The 15,892-nt window shown below is 55.9% G+C and carries 14 protein-coding genes and 1 pseudogene; 11 read left to right on the top strand and 4 right to left on the bottom strand.

All coding sequences use genetic code 11. The features are described 5' to 3' along the window. Position 1 precedes the first annotated feature (1 nt). From LN050_00420 to LN050_00400, 5 genes are all read left to right on the top strand, one after another. Positions 2 to 1,720 carry an ABC transporter permease gene (locus LN050_00420; GenBank protein ID UFS56402.1) on the top strand — a complete coding sequence of 573 codons (1,719 nt, stop codon included), beginning with the start codon at positions 2 to 4 and terminating at the stop codon, positions 1,718 to 1,720. Then, a complete protein-coding gene (locus tag LN050_00415; GenBank protein ID UFS56401.1) occupies positions 1,717 to 2,373 on the top strand; it encodes an ATP-binding cassette domain-containing protein in 657 nt (218 codons plus the stop codon). Before LN050_00420 ends, LN050_00415 begins: the two co-directional genes overlap by 4 nt. Next, complete coding sequence (locus LN050_00410; GenBank protein ID UFS56400.1) at positions 2,367 to 3,008, top strand: CDP-alcohol phosphatidyltransferase family protein; 642 nt, start codon at positions 2,367 to 2,369, stop codon at positions 3,006 to 3,008. Before LN050_00415 ends, LN050_00410 begins: the two co-directional genes overlap by 7 nt. Before the next feature lie 16 nt (positions 3,009 to 3,024). Continuing rightward, complete coding sequence (locus tag LN050_00405) at positions 3,025 to 3,774, top strand: DUF3047 domain-containing protein (GenBank protein ID UFS56399.1); 750 nt, start codon at positions 3,025 to 3,027, stop codon at positions 3,772 to 3,774. Positions 3,775 to 3,933: 159 nt separating this feature from the next. Beyond that, a complete protein-coding gene (locus LN050_00400) occupies positions 3,934 to 5,049 on the top strand; it encodes an FAD-dependent oxidoreductase (protein UFS56398.1) in 1,116 nt (371 codons plus the stop codon). Here LN050_00400 and selD read toward each other — a convergent pair. From selD to LN050_00380, 4 genes and pseudogenes are all read right to left on the bottom strand, one after another. Continuing rightward, positions 5,046 to 6,146, bottom strand: coding sequence for a selenide, water dikinase SelD (gene selD / locus LN050_00395; protein UFS56397.1), 1,101 nt, complete (start codon positions 6,144 to 6,146; stop codon positions 5,046 to 5,048). The genes LN050_00400 and selD overlap by 4 nt on opposite strands. Positions 6,147 to 6,148: 2 nt before the next feature. After that, positions 6,149 to 7,258 (bottom strand): mechanosensitive ion channel family protein, encoded by a 1,110-nt coding sequence (locus tag LN050_00390; protein UFS56396.1) that lies wholly within the window; start codon positions 7,256 to 7,258, stop codon positions 6,149 to 6,151. A 20-nt stretch (positions 7,259 to 7,278) separates the two neighbouring features. Continuing rightward, positions 7,279 to 8,767, bottom strand: a pseudogene (gene glpK / locus LN050_00385) (glycerol kinase GlpK). Positions 8,768 to 8,809: 42 nt separating this feature from the next. After that, positions 8,810 to 9,595 (bottom strand): DeoR family transcriptional regulator, encoded by a 786-nt coding sequence (locus tag LN050_00380; GenBank protein UFS57409.1) that lies wholly within the window; start codon positions 9,593 to 9,595, stop codon positions 8,810 to 8,812. Between the two features lie 193 nt (positions 9,596 to 9,788). On the opposite strand from LN050_00380, the gene LN050_00375 reads away from it, so the two are divergent. From LN050_00375 to LN050_00350, 6 genes are all read left to right on the top strand, one after another. Further along, the gene (locus LN050_00375) at positions 9,789 to 10,865 is read left to right on the top strand and encodes an ABC transporter ATP-binding protein (protein ID UFS56395.1); all 1,077 of its coding nucleotides are present in this window, start codon (positions 9,789 to 9,791) and stop codon (positions 10,863 to 10,865) included. A 14-nt stretch (positions 10,866 to 10,879) separates the two neighbouring features. Continuing rightward, a complete protein-coding gene (locus LN050_00370) occupies positions 10,880 to 11,959 on the top strand; it encodes an ABC transporter ATP-binding protein (GenBank protein UFS56394.1) in 1,080 nt (359 codons plus the stop codon). After that, positions 11,956 to 12,843 carry a sugar ABC transporter permease gene (locus LN050_00365; GenBank protein UFS56393.1) on the top strand — a complete coding sequence of 296 codons (888 nt, stop codon included), beginning with the start codon at positions 11,956 to 11,958 and terminating at the stop codon, positions 12,841 to 12,843. Before LN050_00370 ends, LN050_00365 begins: the two co-directional genes overlap by 4 nt. Continuing rightward, positions 12,836 to 13,651, top strand: a complete 816-nt coding sequence (locus tag LN050_00360) for a carbohydrate ABC transporter permease (GenBank protein ID UFS56392.1) — start codon at positions 12,836 to 12,838, stop codon at positions 13,649 to 13,651. The genes LN050_00365 and LN050_00360 overlap by 8 nt, the downstream gene beginning before the upstream one ends. A gap of 34 nt (positions 13,652 to 13,685) precedes the next feature. Then, the gene (locus LN050_00355) at positions 13,686 to 13,994 is read left to right on the top strand and encodes a DUF2160 domain-containing protein (GenBank protein ID UFS56391.1); all 309 of its coding nucleotides are present in this window, start codon (positions 13,686 to 13,688) and stop codon (positions 13,992 to 13,994) included. An 82-nt stretch (positions 13,995 to 14,076) separates the two neighbouring features. Next, positions 14,077 to 15,807, top strand: a complete 1,731-nt coding sequence (locus LN050_00350; protein ID UFS56390.1) for an ABC transporter substrate-binding protein — start codon at positions 14,077 to 14,079, stop codon at positions 15,805 to 15,807. Positions 15,808 to 15,892 lie beyond the last annotated feature (85 nt).

Genomic DNA, 15,892 nt, shown 5'->3' with positions numbered 1-15,892 from the left:
ATTGCGCCGCTTCGCAGTGCGCCAGCTCAACACGCTTTGGTTAGGCGTGCTGGCAGCAGCCGTTGGCCTGCCTGCAGCCGCAGCACTAGGCCACGCCTTGCTGCTGGGCGCTTCTGCGCCAGCGTGGCACACCATGTTGCAACACCCCAGTACCGGCGCGGCATTGGCGCTAAGCGTTGCAACGGCTACGGTATCAACTGCCATTTGTCTGTGGTTGACAAGGTGGTTGGTATTTCATTTATGGGTACGCAAAGGCCAACACAGCAACACATGGCACAACTTGACGCGCTGGATACCCGCCATGCTGGCGATGCCACACGTTGCATTTGCCATGGGCGTGGTGTGGCTGATAGCGCCCAGCGGATGGCTGATACGCTTAATGAGCCCTAGCCTGACTGGCTGGCAATGGCCGCCAGATTGGCCACTGATCAACGACCCACTAGGTGTGGGCTTATGCGTGGTGCTGGTGGGTAAGGAGCTGCCTTTTTTGCTGTGGAGTTTGGCCACACAGCTGCAACGACCTGACCTGCAACTCACCTTGGCGCGCGCCATGACAACAGCCACCAGCCTGGGCTACACACCCCACCAGGCATGGTGTCGTGTGATGTGGCCCATGTTATGGCCCAAACTAAGCTGGCCACTGCTGGCCATGTTTGCCTACGGCATCAGCCAAGTTGATATGGCCCTGGTGATTGGCCCAACCCAGCCCCCCACTTTGGCCGTGCTGGCTTGGCAATGGCTGCAAGACCCGTCGCCCGGCGTTGCGGCATCTGGTGTGGCAGCAGCGTGGTTGCTCAGCGCGGCAGGCGCTGTAGTCGCCGCCGTGGTGTGGTGCGCCAGCCGTTGGCGTGGCTGGCGGCGCATCAACACCTCCGGTCATAGCCATATGGCCACACACGCCAACAAAACGCGTCAAGCGACACCACTGGGCACAGCCGGCGCAGCCGCCACGTGGCGTGGCTTTGCCTTGGCGTACGGCGCTGTCGTATTCAGCTTGGCCATAGCCAGTGTCACCCTGTATTGGCCCTTTCCCTCGTTGCTGCCCCAGCAGTGGCACACAGGCGCATGGGTTCAGGCCAGCTTGAGCTCGCAAGCTCTAGGCAGCACATTGGGCTTGGCATTGTTCAGCAGCACGCTGGCCATGCTGTGGACCATTTCCTGGTTTGAGGCCGCGCCAGCGCGCCTGGACATTGCAAGCAGACCATTGCTGTACGCGCTGCTGGTGCTGCCGCCTGTGCTGTGGCTGTCTGGTTTGCACATGGCCAGCGTTGCCGTGGGTCTAGATGCCACTTGGCTAGGCGTTGCTGGCGCACACACCCTGGCGGTTGTACCGTACACGGTGCTCATGCTTAGCCCAGCCTACCGCAGCTACGACCAACGCTTTGCGCAAGCCAGCGCCAGTTTGGCAGTGCCTGTCTGGCGGTTTTTAACGGCGGTGAAATGGCCTATGCTCAAAGCGGCCCTGCTCAATGCGTGGGCTGTTGGCTTTGCCGTCAGTGTGGCCCAATACCTACCCACACAAATGCTGGGTGCTGGGCGCGTGGTGACCGTGACCACCGAGGCCGTCACATTGGCCAGCGGTGGTCAACGCGATCAAGCCTCAGCATTTGGTTTGTTGCAAATTGCGCTTCCGGTGCTGGCGTTCGCTCTTGCGTATTGGCTTGGCAAGTCAAAAGCCACCACCGCACCGACACCACCAACACCAACATCTGCCCCATGACTCTCAACGTCACACTCGATACGCTTGGCCTGCCCGGCAACAAACCGTTGCTGCACAACATCGCACTGACTGTGCAGCCGGGCACCATACACACACTAATGGGGCCCAGCGGCAGTGGCAAAAGCAGTTTGCTGTTGGCCATTGCGGGCCAGTTGGCTTCACCCATGAAGGCCAACATTGCAGTTGCCCTGGACGGCCACCAACTTGACCACACGCCAGCGCATTTGCGCCAGATTGGCATGTTGTTTCAGGACGATTTGCTGTTTCCGCACCTCAGCGTGTTTGATAACTTGCTGTTTGCAGTGCCACGCGCCCACGCTGATCGACACAACGCGGTAGCCAAAGCCTTGGCGCAAATAGACATGAGCGCCAAGGCCAACAACATGCCCCATCAATTGTCTGGCGGTGAGCGCACACGCGCCGCACTCATGCGCGCGTTGCTGGCCAAGCCTAAAGCCTTGCTACTTGACGAGCCCTTTGCCAAACTTGATGCCCAGCTGCGCGAGCGCTTGCGCGACTGGGTGTACACCACCCTGAGCAACGCCGGCGTGCCCACCCTGGTGGTCAGCCATGACGCGCAAGATATAGCCAGCACGCAAGCCCTGTCCCGCCTGATACCCAGCAGCACACTGGCTGGAGCCCACACATGCTAGACCGCTACGCACAAATAGCCATACGCCCTGTTATCAAAGCGTTGGCCACTGGACTACACCGCGCAGGCGTGCGTGCCAATACGCTCACATGGCTGGCCTGGGCTGTTGGCATGGCCAGCGCCGTGGCCATTGCCATGCAGGCCTACACCACAGGCTTGGTGTTGCTGCTGCTGTCGCGCTTGCTGGACGGTCTGGATGGCGCGGTAGCACGCTTGGGCACGCCTAGTGATGCGGGTGGCTTTTTGGACATCAGCCTGGATTTTTGGTTTTATGCCGCCATCCCTTTGGCCTTTGCCTGGGCAGACCCTGAGGCCAACGCATTGCCTGCAGCGTTTTTGCTGGCCGCCTTTATTGGCACTGGCACCAGCTTTTTGGCGTATGCCGTGATGCGAGAAAAACAAAACAAGCACGCGCACAAGCACCAGCCTGCTCAGACCGCCTACAAGGACAACAGGGGTGTCGCGCGCAAGTCGTTTTATTTTTTAGGTGGACTAACAGAGGCTACAGAAACCATAGGTTTTTTTATTGCCATGTGCCTATGGCCACAGCACTTTGCCACCTTGGCAGCGGTATTTACCGCACTGTGCCTCATCACCAGCGCCACACGCATCAACAGCGGCCTACGCGACCTGTAACAAAGAACCACCAAATATGACTGTTGTGACCACGCCCTCGCTGTGCTTCTTGGTGCTAAGCGCCCTGCTGTGTCCCGCTGCATGGGCGCAAAACACCCCACCAGCGCCACTGCTCAACGCTGCGGGCCAGATAGACAGCCACTGGACACGCGTGTCATTGCCCAGCAGCAAAGGCATTGCCACACCCACGATTGAGGTTGCCACCACGGGCACACCACCCATGCAGGCGGTGCGCATCAGCAGCGCCAGCAGCTACGGCCACTTGCTACAAAAAGGTCCTTGGCCTGCAGCTCAATTGAGCTGGCAGTGGCGCTTGGACAAAGGCCTGCAACAAGCCGACTTGCAGACAAAGGCTGGTGACGACGCCGCGCTTAAAGTGTGCGTCAGCTTTGACCACAGCGACGACAACGTGCCCTGGGGTGAGCGCTTGCTGCTAAAGTTTGCCCGCAGTCAAAGCAGCCTAGACCTGCCCAGCGCCACCGTGTGCTACATCTGGGACAACCGCTACCCCGTTGGCACAACAGGTGCCAACCCCTATAGCAGGCGTGTGCGCTACATGGTGCTGCGCTCTGGCATGACTGAGGCCAACAGCTGGCAAACGCAACAGCGCAACCTGGCACAGGATTTCTTGTTTCTGTTTGGCGACGAGACACACGTGGTGCCACCTGTGACTGCCATAGCGGTAGGCGCAGACACAGACAACACACAAGAAAACGCCCAAGGCTGGGTGCGCAACATGAGTTGGAAAAGCCTAGGAACCTCATAGCGCCTGTGCGCGCATTAGCGCTAAAGAACTCATTGCAAAACCCATGCAAAATAGACCCCAACTTACATCAATTAAATTGACAACAGCACAGACTGTTAGTGAGCAGATACTTTGAGCGCACAAAAGAAAATCGTTCTACTTGGTGCTGGCCATGCGCACATGCATGTCATAAGGCACTGGCAACGGGCCGCCGCGCCCAATGCACAACTGGTTGTCATAAGCCCATTAGCAGAGCAGGTTTACAGCGGCATGCTGCCAGGCCTTATGGCTGGCACCTACAGCCAGGCCCAGTGCACCCTGCGCGTGGCGCGCATGATCAAAGACAGCCAAGCCCGATGGATAGAGGCACGCGCTCACCGCATTGACACCAAGCGCCAGCTCGTGCTGCTGGACAACGGTGAAGCCGTACCCTTTGATACCTTGTCTATTGACATTGGCAGTGCCATGGACAAGGAGGAGCTGGAAAAACGTATTCCAGGCGCCACCGAGCACGCCATGTTTATACGCCCCATAGACAAGTTTGCCGAACTATGGCCAGCCACGCTGCAGAAACTGACAACCAAACCACAAAGCATAGCGGTGGTGGGTGCAGGCGCTGCAGGCGTAGAAACCATTCTGGCTGTGGCCAAGGCACTGCGCGACAGCAAAACGCAAGCAGGCTTAACGTTGATATCGGGCACCAAAGGCTTGATGCACAACTACTCGCCCAAGGCCAAACAGTTGGCCAGCTACTGGCTTAAAAAGCTCAATGTGCAAGTGATAGAGCAGCGCTGTGTGGGTTTAACCGCTGAGTCTTTGACCTTGCATGGCGGCTTGCGCTTGCAATGTGACTTGGCCATTCTCACCACAGGCGGGCATGCACCCAAAATGCTGGCCCACTCTGATTTGTCACTGAACGACCACGGCTATGTGCGCGTGAACGAGTTCAGCCAATCGCACTCTCACCCCAATGTATTCGCCGTCGGAGACGCCAGCGCCAGCACGCCTTACCCGCACCCGCGCAGCGGTGTCTACGCGGTACGCGCTGGCCCGCCACTGCTGGTTAATTTGGTGGCAAGCGCCAACAGTGCGCCCCTGGTGGCTTACAAGCCACCTGCCCGAACACTCAACTTGCTGAACTTGGGTAACGGCCGCGCTTTGGCCACTTGGGGCAACTGGGCCAGCTGCTCACGCGTTTACTGGTGGTGGAAAAACATAATCGACAAAGGCTTTATTGCCAAGCAGCTCAAGCGCGTCGCGCAAAAACCCCTGAGCCCTGCCAGCAAGTCACGCTAGGCGATATGTAACCCGGCGCGCTCGCCCTGGTCCAAATGCTGCACTGAACCTATGTCACGGGCATGCGCAAAGCCTGCGGCTTTGAACAGCGCCAACACCTCTTGTGCCGCCTCTGGCGCGCAGGACACCAGCAAGCCTCCGCTGGTTTGAGGGTCGCTCATGAGATCGCGTATGCGAACGCTGTCGTCTTTCAGCAGCGCTGGCGTCATGTGCACATCACCGCCGTAGGCGGCCCAGTTACGACCAGAGGCCCCTGTCACCATGCCTTGGCCTGCCAACTCGGCTACGCTATCAATCAGCGGCACATCGCGCCAATTCAGATGAATCGCCTTGTTTGAGCCACGTGCCATTTCCAGCGCATGGCCGGCCAGACCAAAACCTGTGACATCTGTCATGGCGTGTACGCCGTCCAACCTGGACAAGTCAGGCCCCACTTTGTTGAGCTGTGTGGTGGCATCAATCATGGCTGCATAGCCCTGCTCGCTCAAAGCGTTCTTTTTGAGCGCTGCGGACAACACGCCCACACCCACGGGCTTACCCAAAATAAGCCTGTCGCCAGCTTGCGCGTTGGCGTTGCGCTTGATGTGCTTGGGGTGCACAAGGCCTATGGCGACCAAGCCATAAATAGGCTCAACCGAGTCAATGGTATGTCCGCCAGCAATGGGTATGCCCGCGTCTTTGCACGCAGCTTGGCCACCGGCCAGAATCTGCCCAATGGTATCTGTAGACAACACATTGATAGGCATGCCCACCAAGGCCAGCGCAAAAATAGGCGTAGCACCCATGGCATACACGTCTGAAATGGCGTTGGTTGCAGCAATGCGGCCAAAATCAAAGGGGTTGTCCACTATGGGCATAAAGAAATCAGTGGTGGCCACTATGGCCTGCTCGGCGTTTATTTGATAAACGGCGGCATCATCTGCCGTCTCAATGCCCACCAGCAACTCTGGCGGAATCATTTGAGCGGCCACGCCTTTGAGCATCTCGGCCAACACGCCAGGCGCAATCTTGCAGCCACAACCACCGCCGTGCGACAGTGAGGTGAGCCTGGGCTGCGCGGCCAAATCAGTAAGAGTAGTCGGGTTTTGTGTGGTCATGGTCAGTCTTGAGCCTGCGCCACCGCAGGCGCGTCGTGGGCAATGTGCAGTGTTTGGGTGGGGTAGGCAAACTGTGCGCCATGCTTGTTCACTATGCCCATGATGCGTGTGAGCACATCTTCTTTGACGGCGTGAAACTGCAGCCAGTCTGTGGTGGTGGTAAACGCATACACCATGAACTCAAGGTGAGACGCGGCATAAGCATTGAAGTGCACGATTTGCGTTTGCGTTTGTGCAATGTCGGGGTGGTTTTTAAGCATGGCGCGCACATCGTCCACCACAGCCAGCAACACGCTCGCATCCTCGTAGCGTATGCCAATGTTTTCGTAAATGCGGCGGTGCTGCATGCGTGATGGGTTTTCCACCACGATAGACGCAAACATGGAGTTGGGTATGTACAGCGGGCGTTTGTCAAAGGTGCGTATGCGCGTTAAGCGCCAACCGATATCCTCTACCGTACCTTCAATTTCGCGATCTGGTGAGCGCACCCAGTCACCCACAGCAAAGGGCTTGTCCAAGTAAATCATCATGCCGCCGAAGAAGTTGGCCAGCAAATCCTTGGCCGCAAAACCAATCGCCACACCGCCTACGCCGCCAAAAGCCAGCACACCAGATATGGAATAGCCAAGCGCTTGTAACGCCACCAACAAAGCCGTGATGATCACACTCAGACGCAACAGCTTGGCAATGGCCCTGGCAGTGGTTTGGTCCATGGGCGCATGAGAGCGGCCCGCATCAATCACGTTGGCCTCGGCAAAGCGAATAAAACGCGTCAAGAACATCGCCACAATAAAAATATGGGCAATGCTTCTAGCCTGTGGCCAAAACGAAAACACCGAGGTTTGTGTCGCGCTGTCCAGCAGCTTGGCGGCAACTGTCAGGCCAATCGTCCACACAAACAAACGCAGCGGCAGGCGCGCGGCCTCCAGCAAAGCGTCGTCCCACAGCGAGGCGGTTTTGTTCACCGCGCGCTCTGCCACGTCAATAAACCGCATGAGCACAAAATTGCACAACGCGGTCACCAGCACCACCACAAACAGCTGGCTCAGCCAGATCTTGGGGTCGGTCGATAGCTGGAATAAAAATTGATAGACATCGTTTAGGGCTTGCATACCCCAATTGTAAAGAGCATCTAAGACGGCAAGGCCGCAACCGCACGCTCCCACTGGGCCATCTTTTCAAGTGCCTGGTCTCTAGACCATTGCGGCTCAAACGCGCTCAACCCGCCACTGGCTTGTGAGCTGTGCCAGGTCTTGATAAACACCTGCGTGCAAGCCCGCCAGGTAGGCCGCACCCAAAGCAGTGGTCTCAACCACTTGGGGGCGCACCACCGCCACGCCCGCCAAATCGGCTTGCATTTGCATCAGCAAGTCGTTCACACACGCGCCACCATCTACACGCAACTCTGTCACAGCTTGCCCGCCATGGGCTTGGGCGTCTTTGCTCATCGCCTGCAATAAAGCTGTGCTTTGCAACGCAATACTCTCGAGCGCAGCGCGCGCAATATGGGCCATGGTGGTGCCGCGGCTAAGGCCGGTAATGCTGCCTTGCGCATTTGGTAGCCAATAAGGCGCACCCAAGCCGGTGAAGGCAGGCACCATCACCACGCCGCCGCTATCGGGCACACTGGCGGCAAGGGCTTGCACATCGGCACTGCTGTTGATGGCGCCCAAGCCATCACGCAGCCACTGCACCACCGCACCACCCATAAACACACTGCCTTCAAGGGCAAACGACGGCTGCTGGCCCCACTGCGCCAAGCGCGTGGTGAGCAGGCCGTTGCTACTGGCCAAGCCTTGGTCGCCGGTGTGCATCAACATGAAACAGCCTGTGCCGTAGGTATTTTTCGCTTGGCCAGCCTCAAAACACGTTTGACCAAACACCGCAGACTGCTGGTCACCAGCCACGCCACCAATGGGCCAGCGATGCCCCACTACACTGGCATCGGTGTGGCCAAAGTCAGCGCCAGACGGCAACACCTCGGGCAGCATGCTGCGTGGAATATTGAGCGCTGCCAGCAGCTCGTCATCCCACTGACCTGTGTGAATGTTGAGCATCATGGTGCGCGCCGCGTTGCTGACATCTGTTACGTGGCGCTTGCGCCCTGTAAGCTGCCAAATCAGCCAGGTGTCAACCGTGCCAAACAACAACTCACCCCGCTCCGCCAAAGCCTGCGCACCGTCTACGTGGTCAAGTATCCAACGCACTTTGGTACCTGAAAAATAAGGGTCCAGCAACAAGCCCGTCTTGCTGCGCACCATTTCCAGCAGACCCTGCTCACGCAACCCGGCGCAAATCGCAGTGGTACGCCTGTCCTGCCAAACAATGGCGTTGTAAATGGGTTGACCTGTTTTCTTGTTCCACACCAGTGTGGTCTCGCGCTGGTTGGTAATGCCAACAGCTGCCACCTGGTGGGCGCTCACACCGCCTTCACGCAGCACTTCAGCCAGCACGTCTTTTTGGGTTTGCCAAATAGCCATTGGATCGTGCTCTACCCATCCCGGGTGTGGGTAAATTTGCGAAAACTCTTGCTGCGCGGTTGCCGCAATATCGCCGTTGTCTTCAAACACAATGGCACGCGAACTGGTGGTTCCCTGGTCTAGTGCTATCAAATACGCCATAACTAAAACTCCAAAAAATGATTGCACATTACCGTTTATGCGTTACTCGCAAGCCACCACGCACTCCACATTGGCGCTGGTCATCAAGTCACTAAACAACGGCGGTGGCGTCATATCGGTAAACACCACATCCAGGGCTTCAAAACTCGCAAGCTCCACCATAGCGGGGCGTGAAAACTTGGTGCTATCTGCGCAAAGCCACACTTGACGGGCGCTGGCAATGATGGCCTTGGCCACCTTCACCTCTCTAAAGTCGAAGTCACGCAACGTACCGTCTTCTTCAATTCCGCTGATGCCAATAAGGCCAATATCAACCTTGAATTGCCGCATGAAGTCTACGGTCGCCTCACCGGTGATGCCGCGATCTACCGAGCGCACAACACCGCCGGCCACAATCACCTCGCAGTCCTCGTTGGCACTTAGCGTAGCAGCGACGTTCAAGTTGTTGGTGATGACACGCAGACCTTTGTGGTGCAGCAACTCTTGGGCTATCGCCTCTGTAGTCGTGCCAATGTTCAGCATGACAGAGCAACCATGCGGAATACGCGCGGCCACTGCGCGGGCTATGCGCTGCTTTCCAACCGCTTGCATGGCTTGACGGCGCATGTAGGTGACGTTCTCAGTGGTCGACACCGGAATGCGTACGCCGCCATGAAAACGGGCCAACAAACCCGCCTCAGCCAGACGCTGCACATCGCGGCGAACCGTTTGCAGGGTCACGTCAAAGCGCAGCGCCAAAGCCTCGATGGTCGCCGCTCCCTGCTGCTTAACCGCCTCAACTATGGCGTCTTGACGAGGGTTGGGCGTAAACGCCGCTACCGATGGGATTTCATTTATAGGTTACATGGTCAGCACAATAACCGAACAAAAAGGAACATTTCAAAGGGAAAACCCTAGTTAAACGAACAGAAAAATCCATTATTATTCAAAAAACGAACTCATTCGATGAATTTCGAACGTAAAAGAACATTCACATGAACCATCTCCCATCTGGCGCAAACGCCCAGCACCAAGACCGCACATGAGCCTGGAACTGAAACAAGTCAGCACCGTTGTAAACGGGTTTACGCATCTACACACGTTGGACCTGAAACTGGTAGCTGGGGGCCTTACTGTCCTGCTGGGTGCGACACAGGCCGGCAAAACCAGCCTCATGCGCGTCATGGCCGGACTTGACAAGCCAAGCAAAGGCCAAGTCCTGTTTGAAGGTCAAGATGTCACCGGCAAGCCAGTGCGCGAACGTCATGTGGCCATGGTGTACCAGCAGTTCATCAACTACCCCTCCATGACGGTATTTGACAACATCGCCTCCCCACTGCAACTGGCCGGCAGCCAAAGCGCACACAACATCAAATCACAGGTGCAAGCGGTCGCAGAACGCTTGCACATCAGCCAGTTTTTGCAACGCCTGCCAGCAGAATTATCAGGTGGCCAGCAACAACGGGTAGCGCTCGCGCGGGCACTCATCAAAGCGGCGCCGCTTACCCTCCTGGATGAGCCACTGGTAAACCTCGACTACAAGCTGCGCGAAGAACTGCGCGAAGAACTAACCTCCTTGTTTGAAGCGGGCAACTCAACCATTGTGTATGCCACCACCGAGCCTGGTGAGGCGCTTTTGCTGGGTGGCAATACCGCTGTGATGCATGAGGGGCGCCTGTTGCAATACGGCCCCACAAGTGAGGTATTCCAGCGTCCAATCAACGTCACGGTAGCCACGGCCTTTAGCGACCCCCCCATGAACATAGTGCCTGCCACATCCGCAGGTGCTCACCTTGCAATCAGCGCCGGTGTTGCCATGACGCTGCCACAAACGCCCCTGACATCTGGCGAGGTGCAATTGGGCCTGCGAGCCAATGCAATCACACTGACACAGGGTGCCAATGGTGTGGCTTTAGGCGCACGCGTTGAGCTGTCTGAAATTTCGGGCTCTGACACCTTTGTACACCTGAGCACTGCAATCGGCCCCTTGGTTGCGCAAGTCCCGGGCGTACAAAACATGCAGCTCGGCAGTCAGACGCAGGTGTTCTTGCAGCCAGATCTCGCCTACGTGTTCGATAGCAACGGCAACTTAAGCCACGCACCGCACAACAACGCATAAGCACAGACATCACCATGGCACAAATTGACTTACAACTGGCGCACTCGTACAAGGCAAACCCAAGTGGGCCACAGGACTACGCGCTGCACCGCATGGATATGCGCTTTGAAGACGGGGGCGCTTACGCGCTACTGGGGCCGTCTGGTTGTGGCAAAAGCACCATGCTCAACATTATTTCGGGCTTGGTGGCGCCGTCTGAAGGCAAGGTCATGTTCGACGGTAAAAACGTCTCCGATCAAACGCCGCAAGAGCGCAACATTGCTCAGGTATTTCAGTTCCCGGTGATTTACGACACCATGACGGTCGCAGACAACCTGGCCTTTCCACTGCGCAACCGAGGCGTAGACGCCCAATACATCGCCAAACGCATCGCTGAAATTGCGGAGATGCTGGAACTTGGCACGCTCATGAAGCAGCGCGCCTCTGGCCTTAGTGCAGATGTGAAACAAAAAATATCGTTGGGTCGCGGCTTGGTCCGTCCAGACGTGAGCGCCATTTTGTTTGATGAACCGCTCACAGTCATAGACCCACACCTGAAGTGGCAACTGCGCCGCAAACTAAAGCAAATTCACAACGAACTAAAACTCACACTGGTGTACGTGACGCATGACCAAGTTGAAGCCTTAACTTTTGCTGACCAGGTCGTAGTGATGTCACAAGGCAAGGCAGTTCAAGTGGGCTCTCCGCAAGCCTTGTTTGAGCGCCCAGCGCACACATTTGTAGGGCACTTTATTGGTTCGCCGGGCATGAATTTTGTCAGCGCCAGCATCAACAGCGCAAATACGGTTGAGATGGCCGGGCAAACCTTGCAACTACCTGCCTCTCAGGTTGTCAATGCAACAACCGTCACGGTTGGCATACGCCCTGAGCACCTTCAAACATCAAGCCCGGGAAAGGCCAACGAGCTCCAAGCTACTGTTAGTCGCGTGCAGGACGTTGGCACTTACTACCTCATCACTTGCCAAGCTGGCGAAGCATTGCTGAAGTCACGCCAACCCAAATCTGAAACACCGCCAATTGTTGGTGCCACTGTAAGCCTTAACGTTATCAACTCAAACACGTGCTACTACGTAGACGAGGAACTGGTCGCATGATGCACAAACCTTATAACAACGCCGCATGGTGGCTGATCGTACCGGTCATTGTGTGTGTCGCATTTTCCTCAATATTGCCTTTGATGACGGTGGTGAACTACTCCGTGCAAGACATCATCTCACCCGAACGCCGCGTATTTGTGGGCACCGAATGGTTTGTGGAGATCATGCGCGACAGCGAGCTGCACGAGGCCTTATGGCGACAAATCAAATTCTCGTTTTGGGTTCTTGCTATTGAAATACCGCTGGGTATTGCGGTGGCACTGTGCATGCCGGCGACTGGCTGGAGGGCCTCTGCAACGCTGGTGATAGTGGCTTTGTCGCTACTCATTCCGTGGAACGTCGTAGGAACCATTTGGCAAATTTTTGGACGCTCAGACATAGGCCTGTTGGGTGCCAGCTTGTCTTACTTGGGCATCGACTACAGCTACACCAGTAATCCCACACACGCTTGGCTCACCGTATTGGTCATGGACGTGTGGCACTGGACGCCACTGGTTGCACTGCTGGCATATGCGGGACTGCGCTCAATTCCAGATGCTTACTACCAAGCCGCGCAAATTGACGGCGCAAGCAAGTGGGCCGTGTTTCGCCACATTCAACTGCCCAAGATGCAAGGCGTTTTGGTGATTGGTGTGCTACTGCGGTTAATGGACAGCTTCATGATTTACACAGAACCCTTTGTACTCACAGGGGGCGGTCCAGGCAATGCCACCACCTTCTTAAGTCAGTACCTCACCCAGAAAGCCGTCGGTCAATTTGACTTAGGACCAGCTGCCGCGTTTTCACTGGTTTACTTCCTGATTATCTTGTTGTTGTGCTTTGTTTTGTACAACTGGATGCAAAACACCGATGAGTCCAGCAAGGAGGAGCAACATGCATAAAACTCAAAACCTAGGTCTCAAGCGCTTGGGCCTGGCCACCTACTTGCTATTTGCCTTGTTGCCCATCTACTGGATGGTCAACATGAGCTTCAAAACCAACGAGGAAATCGTCTCCAGCTTTACGCTGTTTCCAACGAACTTCACGTGGGCCAACTACGCCACCATATTCACCGACCCATCGTGGTACATGGGCTACGTCAACAGCCTGATCTACGTAGCGATCAACACCGTCATCTCTATCAGCGTGGCGCTGCCGGCGGCATACGCATTTTCTCGATACCGCTTTATTGGCGATAAGCACGTTTTCTTTTGGTTGCTCACCAACCGCATGACGCCTCCGGCTGTGTTTTTGCTGCCATTCTTCCAGCTGTACACAACCGTTGGTCTGATGGACACACACATCGCCGTTGCGCTGGCGCATCTGATCTTCAACGTGCCGCTGGCTGTGTGGATTTTGGAAGGCTTCATGAGCGGCATACCCCGCGAGATAGACGAAACCGCCTATGTCGATGGCTACAGCTTCCCCAAGTTTTTTACAAAGATATTTTTGCCACTGATCAAGGCCGGTGTTGGCGTAGCGGCATTCTTTTGCTTCATGTTCAGCTGGGTTGAGTTGCTGCTGGCCAGAACCTTAACCAGCGTCAATGCCAAACCCATTGTTGCCACCATGACCCGCACGGTCAGCGCCTCAGGCATGGACTGGGCCACACTGGCTGCGGCCGGTGTGTTGACCATCATCCCGGGTGCCATCGTTATTTGGTTTGTACGCAACTACATTGCAAAAGGTTTTGCAATGGGCCGCGTTTAAGCGCGCACCACACAGCAAACAAGGAACCACATCAATGTTTACCTGGATGTACTGGACCACACCTATTGCGGTGTTTTTCACGGTAATTGCCTTGATCATCGTCGCCATGACATGTTGGGAGATCAAGTCTCCTACCGTAACGCGCAAAGGCTTTTTACCCATTGCAACCACCCGCGGCGATCGCCTGTTTATCGGCCTGCTCGCCGCAGCCTATATCAACCTTATGTTTCTTGGCCTTGGCGATTTCATCATGACAACGCTGTCGCTTGACCAGGAACCCAGTATTTGGATCAGCTTTATAGCGTCTGTCCTATTTTTAGGACTTGTGATGCGCAAAGGCTGATGCAAAGGAACCCAGACCTTTTTGTCCCGCAAAGGTCTATTGGTATGTGTAAGGCGGGCTGTTTAACTATATTGGAGATGACATGAAACTGCGTTTAAGCATCACGGCATTTGCCGTTGCAGCAGCGTGCACTGGGCTAGCGATAGCCGGTGAACCGGAAGCAAAAAAATGGGTTGACTCTGAGTTTCAACCATCTACGTTGAGCAAGTCTCAGCAGATGGCCGAGATGAAGTGGTTTATCGACGCGGCCGCCAAACTCAAAAAAATGGGTGTCAATGAAATTTCTGTTGTCTCAGAAACAATCACCACCCACGAATACGAGTCCAAAGTACTGGCAAAGGCGTTCTCTGAAATCACAGGCATCACCGTTAAACACGACCTGATTCAAGAAGGTGACGTGGTTGAGAAACTGCAAACCTCTATGCAGTCTGGCAAATCGATTTACGACGGCTGGATCAGCGATTCCGACCTGATTGGTACGCACTACCGCTACGGCAAGATCATGTCGCTAACCGACTACATGAAAAACAGCGGCAAAGAATGGACCAACCCCGGCCTGGACATCAAAGACTTCATAGGCACCAGCTTCACCACTGGCCCAGACGGCGAAATGTACCAGCTGCCTGACCAACAGTTTGCCAACCTGTACTGGTTCCGCGCAGACCTGTTTGCCCGCCCTGACCTCAAAGCACAATTCAAAGCCAAATACGGTTATGAGTTGGGTGTGCCACAAAACTGGAGCGCCTACGAAGACATTGCCAACTTCTTCTCCAACGACGTGAAGATGATTGACGGCAAGCCAATTTACGGCCACATGGACTACGGCAAAAAAGACCCTTCACTGGGGTGGCGCTTCACAGACGCATGGTTGTCCATGGCGGGAACAGCCGACATCGGTATTCCAAACGGCAACCCGGTTGACGAATGGGGTATCCGTGTAGCCGACGACAAGTGCACGCCCGTGGGCGCATCTGTCTCACGAGGCGGTGCAACAAACTCACCAGCAGCCGTCTACGCCCTTACCAAGTACATCGACTGGATGAAAGCCTACGCACCTAAAGAGGCAATGGGCATGACATTTGGTGAAGCCGGCCCAGTGCCTGCTCAGGGTGAAATTGCACAACAAATTTTCTGGTACACCGCCTTTACGGCAGACATGACCAAGCCTGGTTTGCCTGTTGTTAACGCAGACGGAACTCCAAAGTGGCGTATGGCCCCAGGCCCTAATGGCCCCTACTGGAAAGAAGGCATGCAAAACGGCTACCAAGACGTTGGCTCATGGACTTTCTTTAAAGACCACGATCCCAACAAAACAGCTGCTGCCTGGTTGTACGCCCAGTTTGTGACCGCCAAAACCACGTCTTTGAAGAAGACCGTGGTTGGCTTGACGCCTATTCGCGAATCTGACATCCAGTCAGATGCCATGACGGAAATGGCACCAAAGCTTGGTGGCCTGGTTGAGTTCTACCGCAGCCCAGCGCGTGTGGCATGGACACCAACAGGCACCAATGTGCCTGACTACCCCAAGCTGGCACAGCTGTGGTGGAAAAACGTGGCAACTGCAGTAACGGGTGAGAAGACCCCACAAGCTGCCATGGACAACTTGGCCGGCGAAATGGACAAGGTCATGGCTCGCCTGGAGCGTGCAGGTATGGCTCGTTGCGCGCCAAAGCTCAACAAGCCAGGTAACCCAGACCGAATCCTCAGCGATAAAGCTGCTCCCTGGAAGAAGCTGGCAAACGAGAAGCCACAAGGCAAAACCATTGCCTACGACACGCTGCTAAACGCGTGGAAAGAGGGTCGTGTGCGCTAAACGCTCACCCGACCGAAACCTGAGCTTAAACGGCACATAGGCTGTTTAAAGCTTCGCCCCGACAGACAACCTGTCGGGGCGACAA

This window comes from Comamonadaceae bacterium M7527 (assembly GCA_021044545.1).
GTDB lineage: Bacteria > Pseudomonadota > Gammaproteobacteria > Burkholderiales > Burkholderiaceae_C > RS62.
This window is presented reverse-complemented; position numbering and strand designations above follow the sequence as displayed.

Coding starts and splice junctions, on each gene's coding strand:
- selD (UFS56397.1), bottom strand. CDS start 6,146: ATGACCACACAAAACCCGACTACTCTTACTGATTTGGCCGCGCAGCCC.
- LN050_00365 (UFS56393.1), top strand. CDS start 11,956: ATGATGCACAAACCTTATAACAACGCCGCATGGTGGCTGATCGTACCG.
- LN050_00370 (UFS56394.1), top strand. CDS start 10,880: ATGGCACAAATTGACTTACAACTGGCGCACTCGTACAAGGCAAACCCA.
- LN050_00375 (UFS56395.1), top strand. CDS start 9,789: ATGAGCCTGGAACTGAAACAAGTCAGCACCGTTGTAAACGGGTTTACG.
- LN050_00410 (UFS56400.1), top strand. CDS start 2,367: ATGCTAGACCGCTACGCACAAATAGCCATACGCCCTGTTATCAAAGCG.
- LN050_00360 (UFS56392.1), top strand. CDS start 12,836: ATGCATAAAACTCAAAACCTAGGTCTCAAGCGCTTGGGCCTGGCCACC.
- LN050_00400 (UFS56398.1), top strand. CDS start 3,934: ATGCATGTCATAAGGCACTGGCAACGGGCCGCCGCGCCCAATGCACAA.
- LN050_00390 (UFS56396.1), bottom strand. CDS start 7,258: ATGCAAGCCCTAAACGATGTCTATCAATTTTTATTCCAGCTATCGACC.
- LN050_00355 (UFS56391.1), top strand. CDS start 13,686: ATGTTTACCTGGATGTACTGGACCACACCTATTGCGGTGTTTTTCACG.
- LN050_00415 (UFS56401.1), top strand. CDS start 1,717: ATGACTCTCAACGTCACACTCGATACGCTTGGCCTGCCCGGCAACAAA.
- LN050_00350 (UFS56390.1), top strand. CDS start 14,077: ATGAAACTGCGTTTAAGCATCACGGCATTTGCCGTTGCAGCAGCGTGC.
- LN050_00405 (UFS56399.1), top strand. CDS start 3,025: ATGACTGTTGTGACCACGCCCTCGCTGTGCTTCTTGGTGCTAAGCGCC.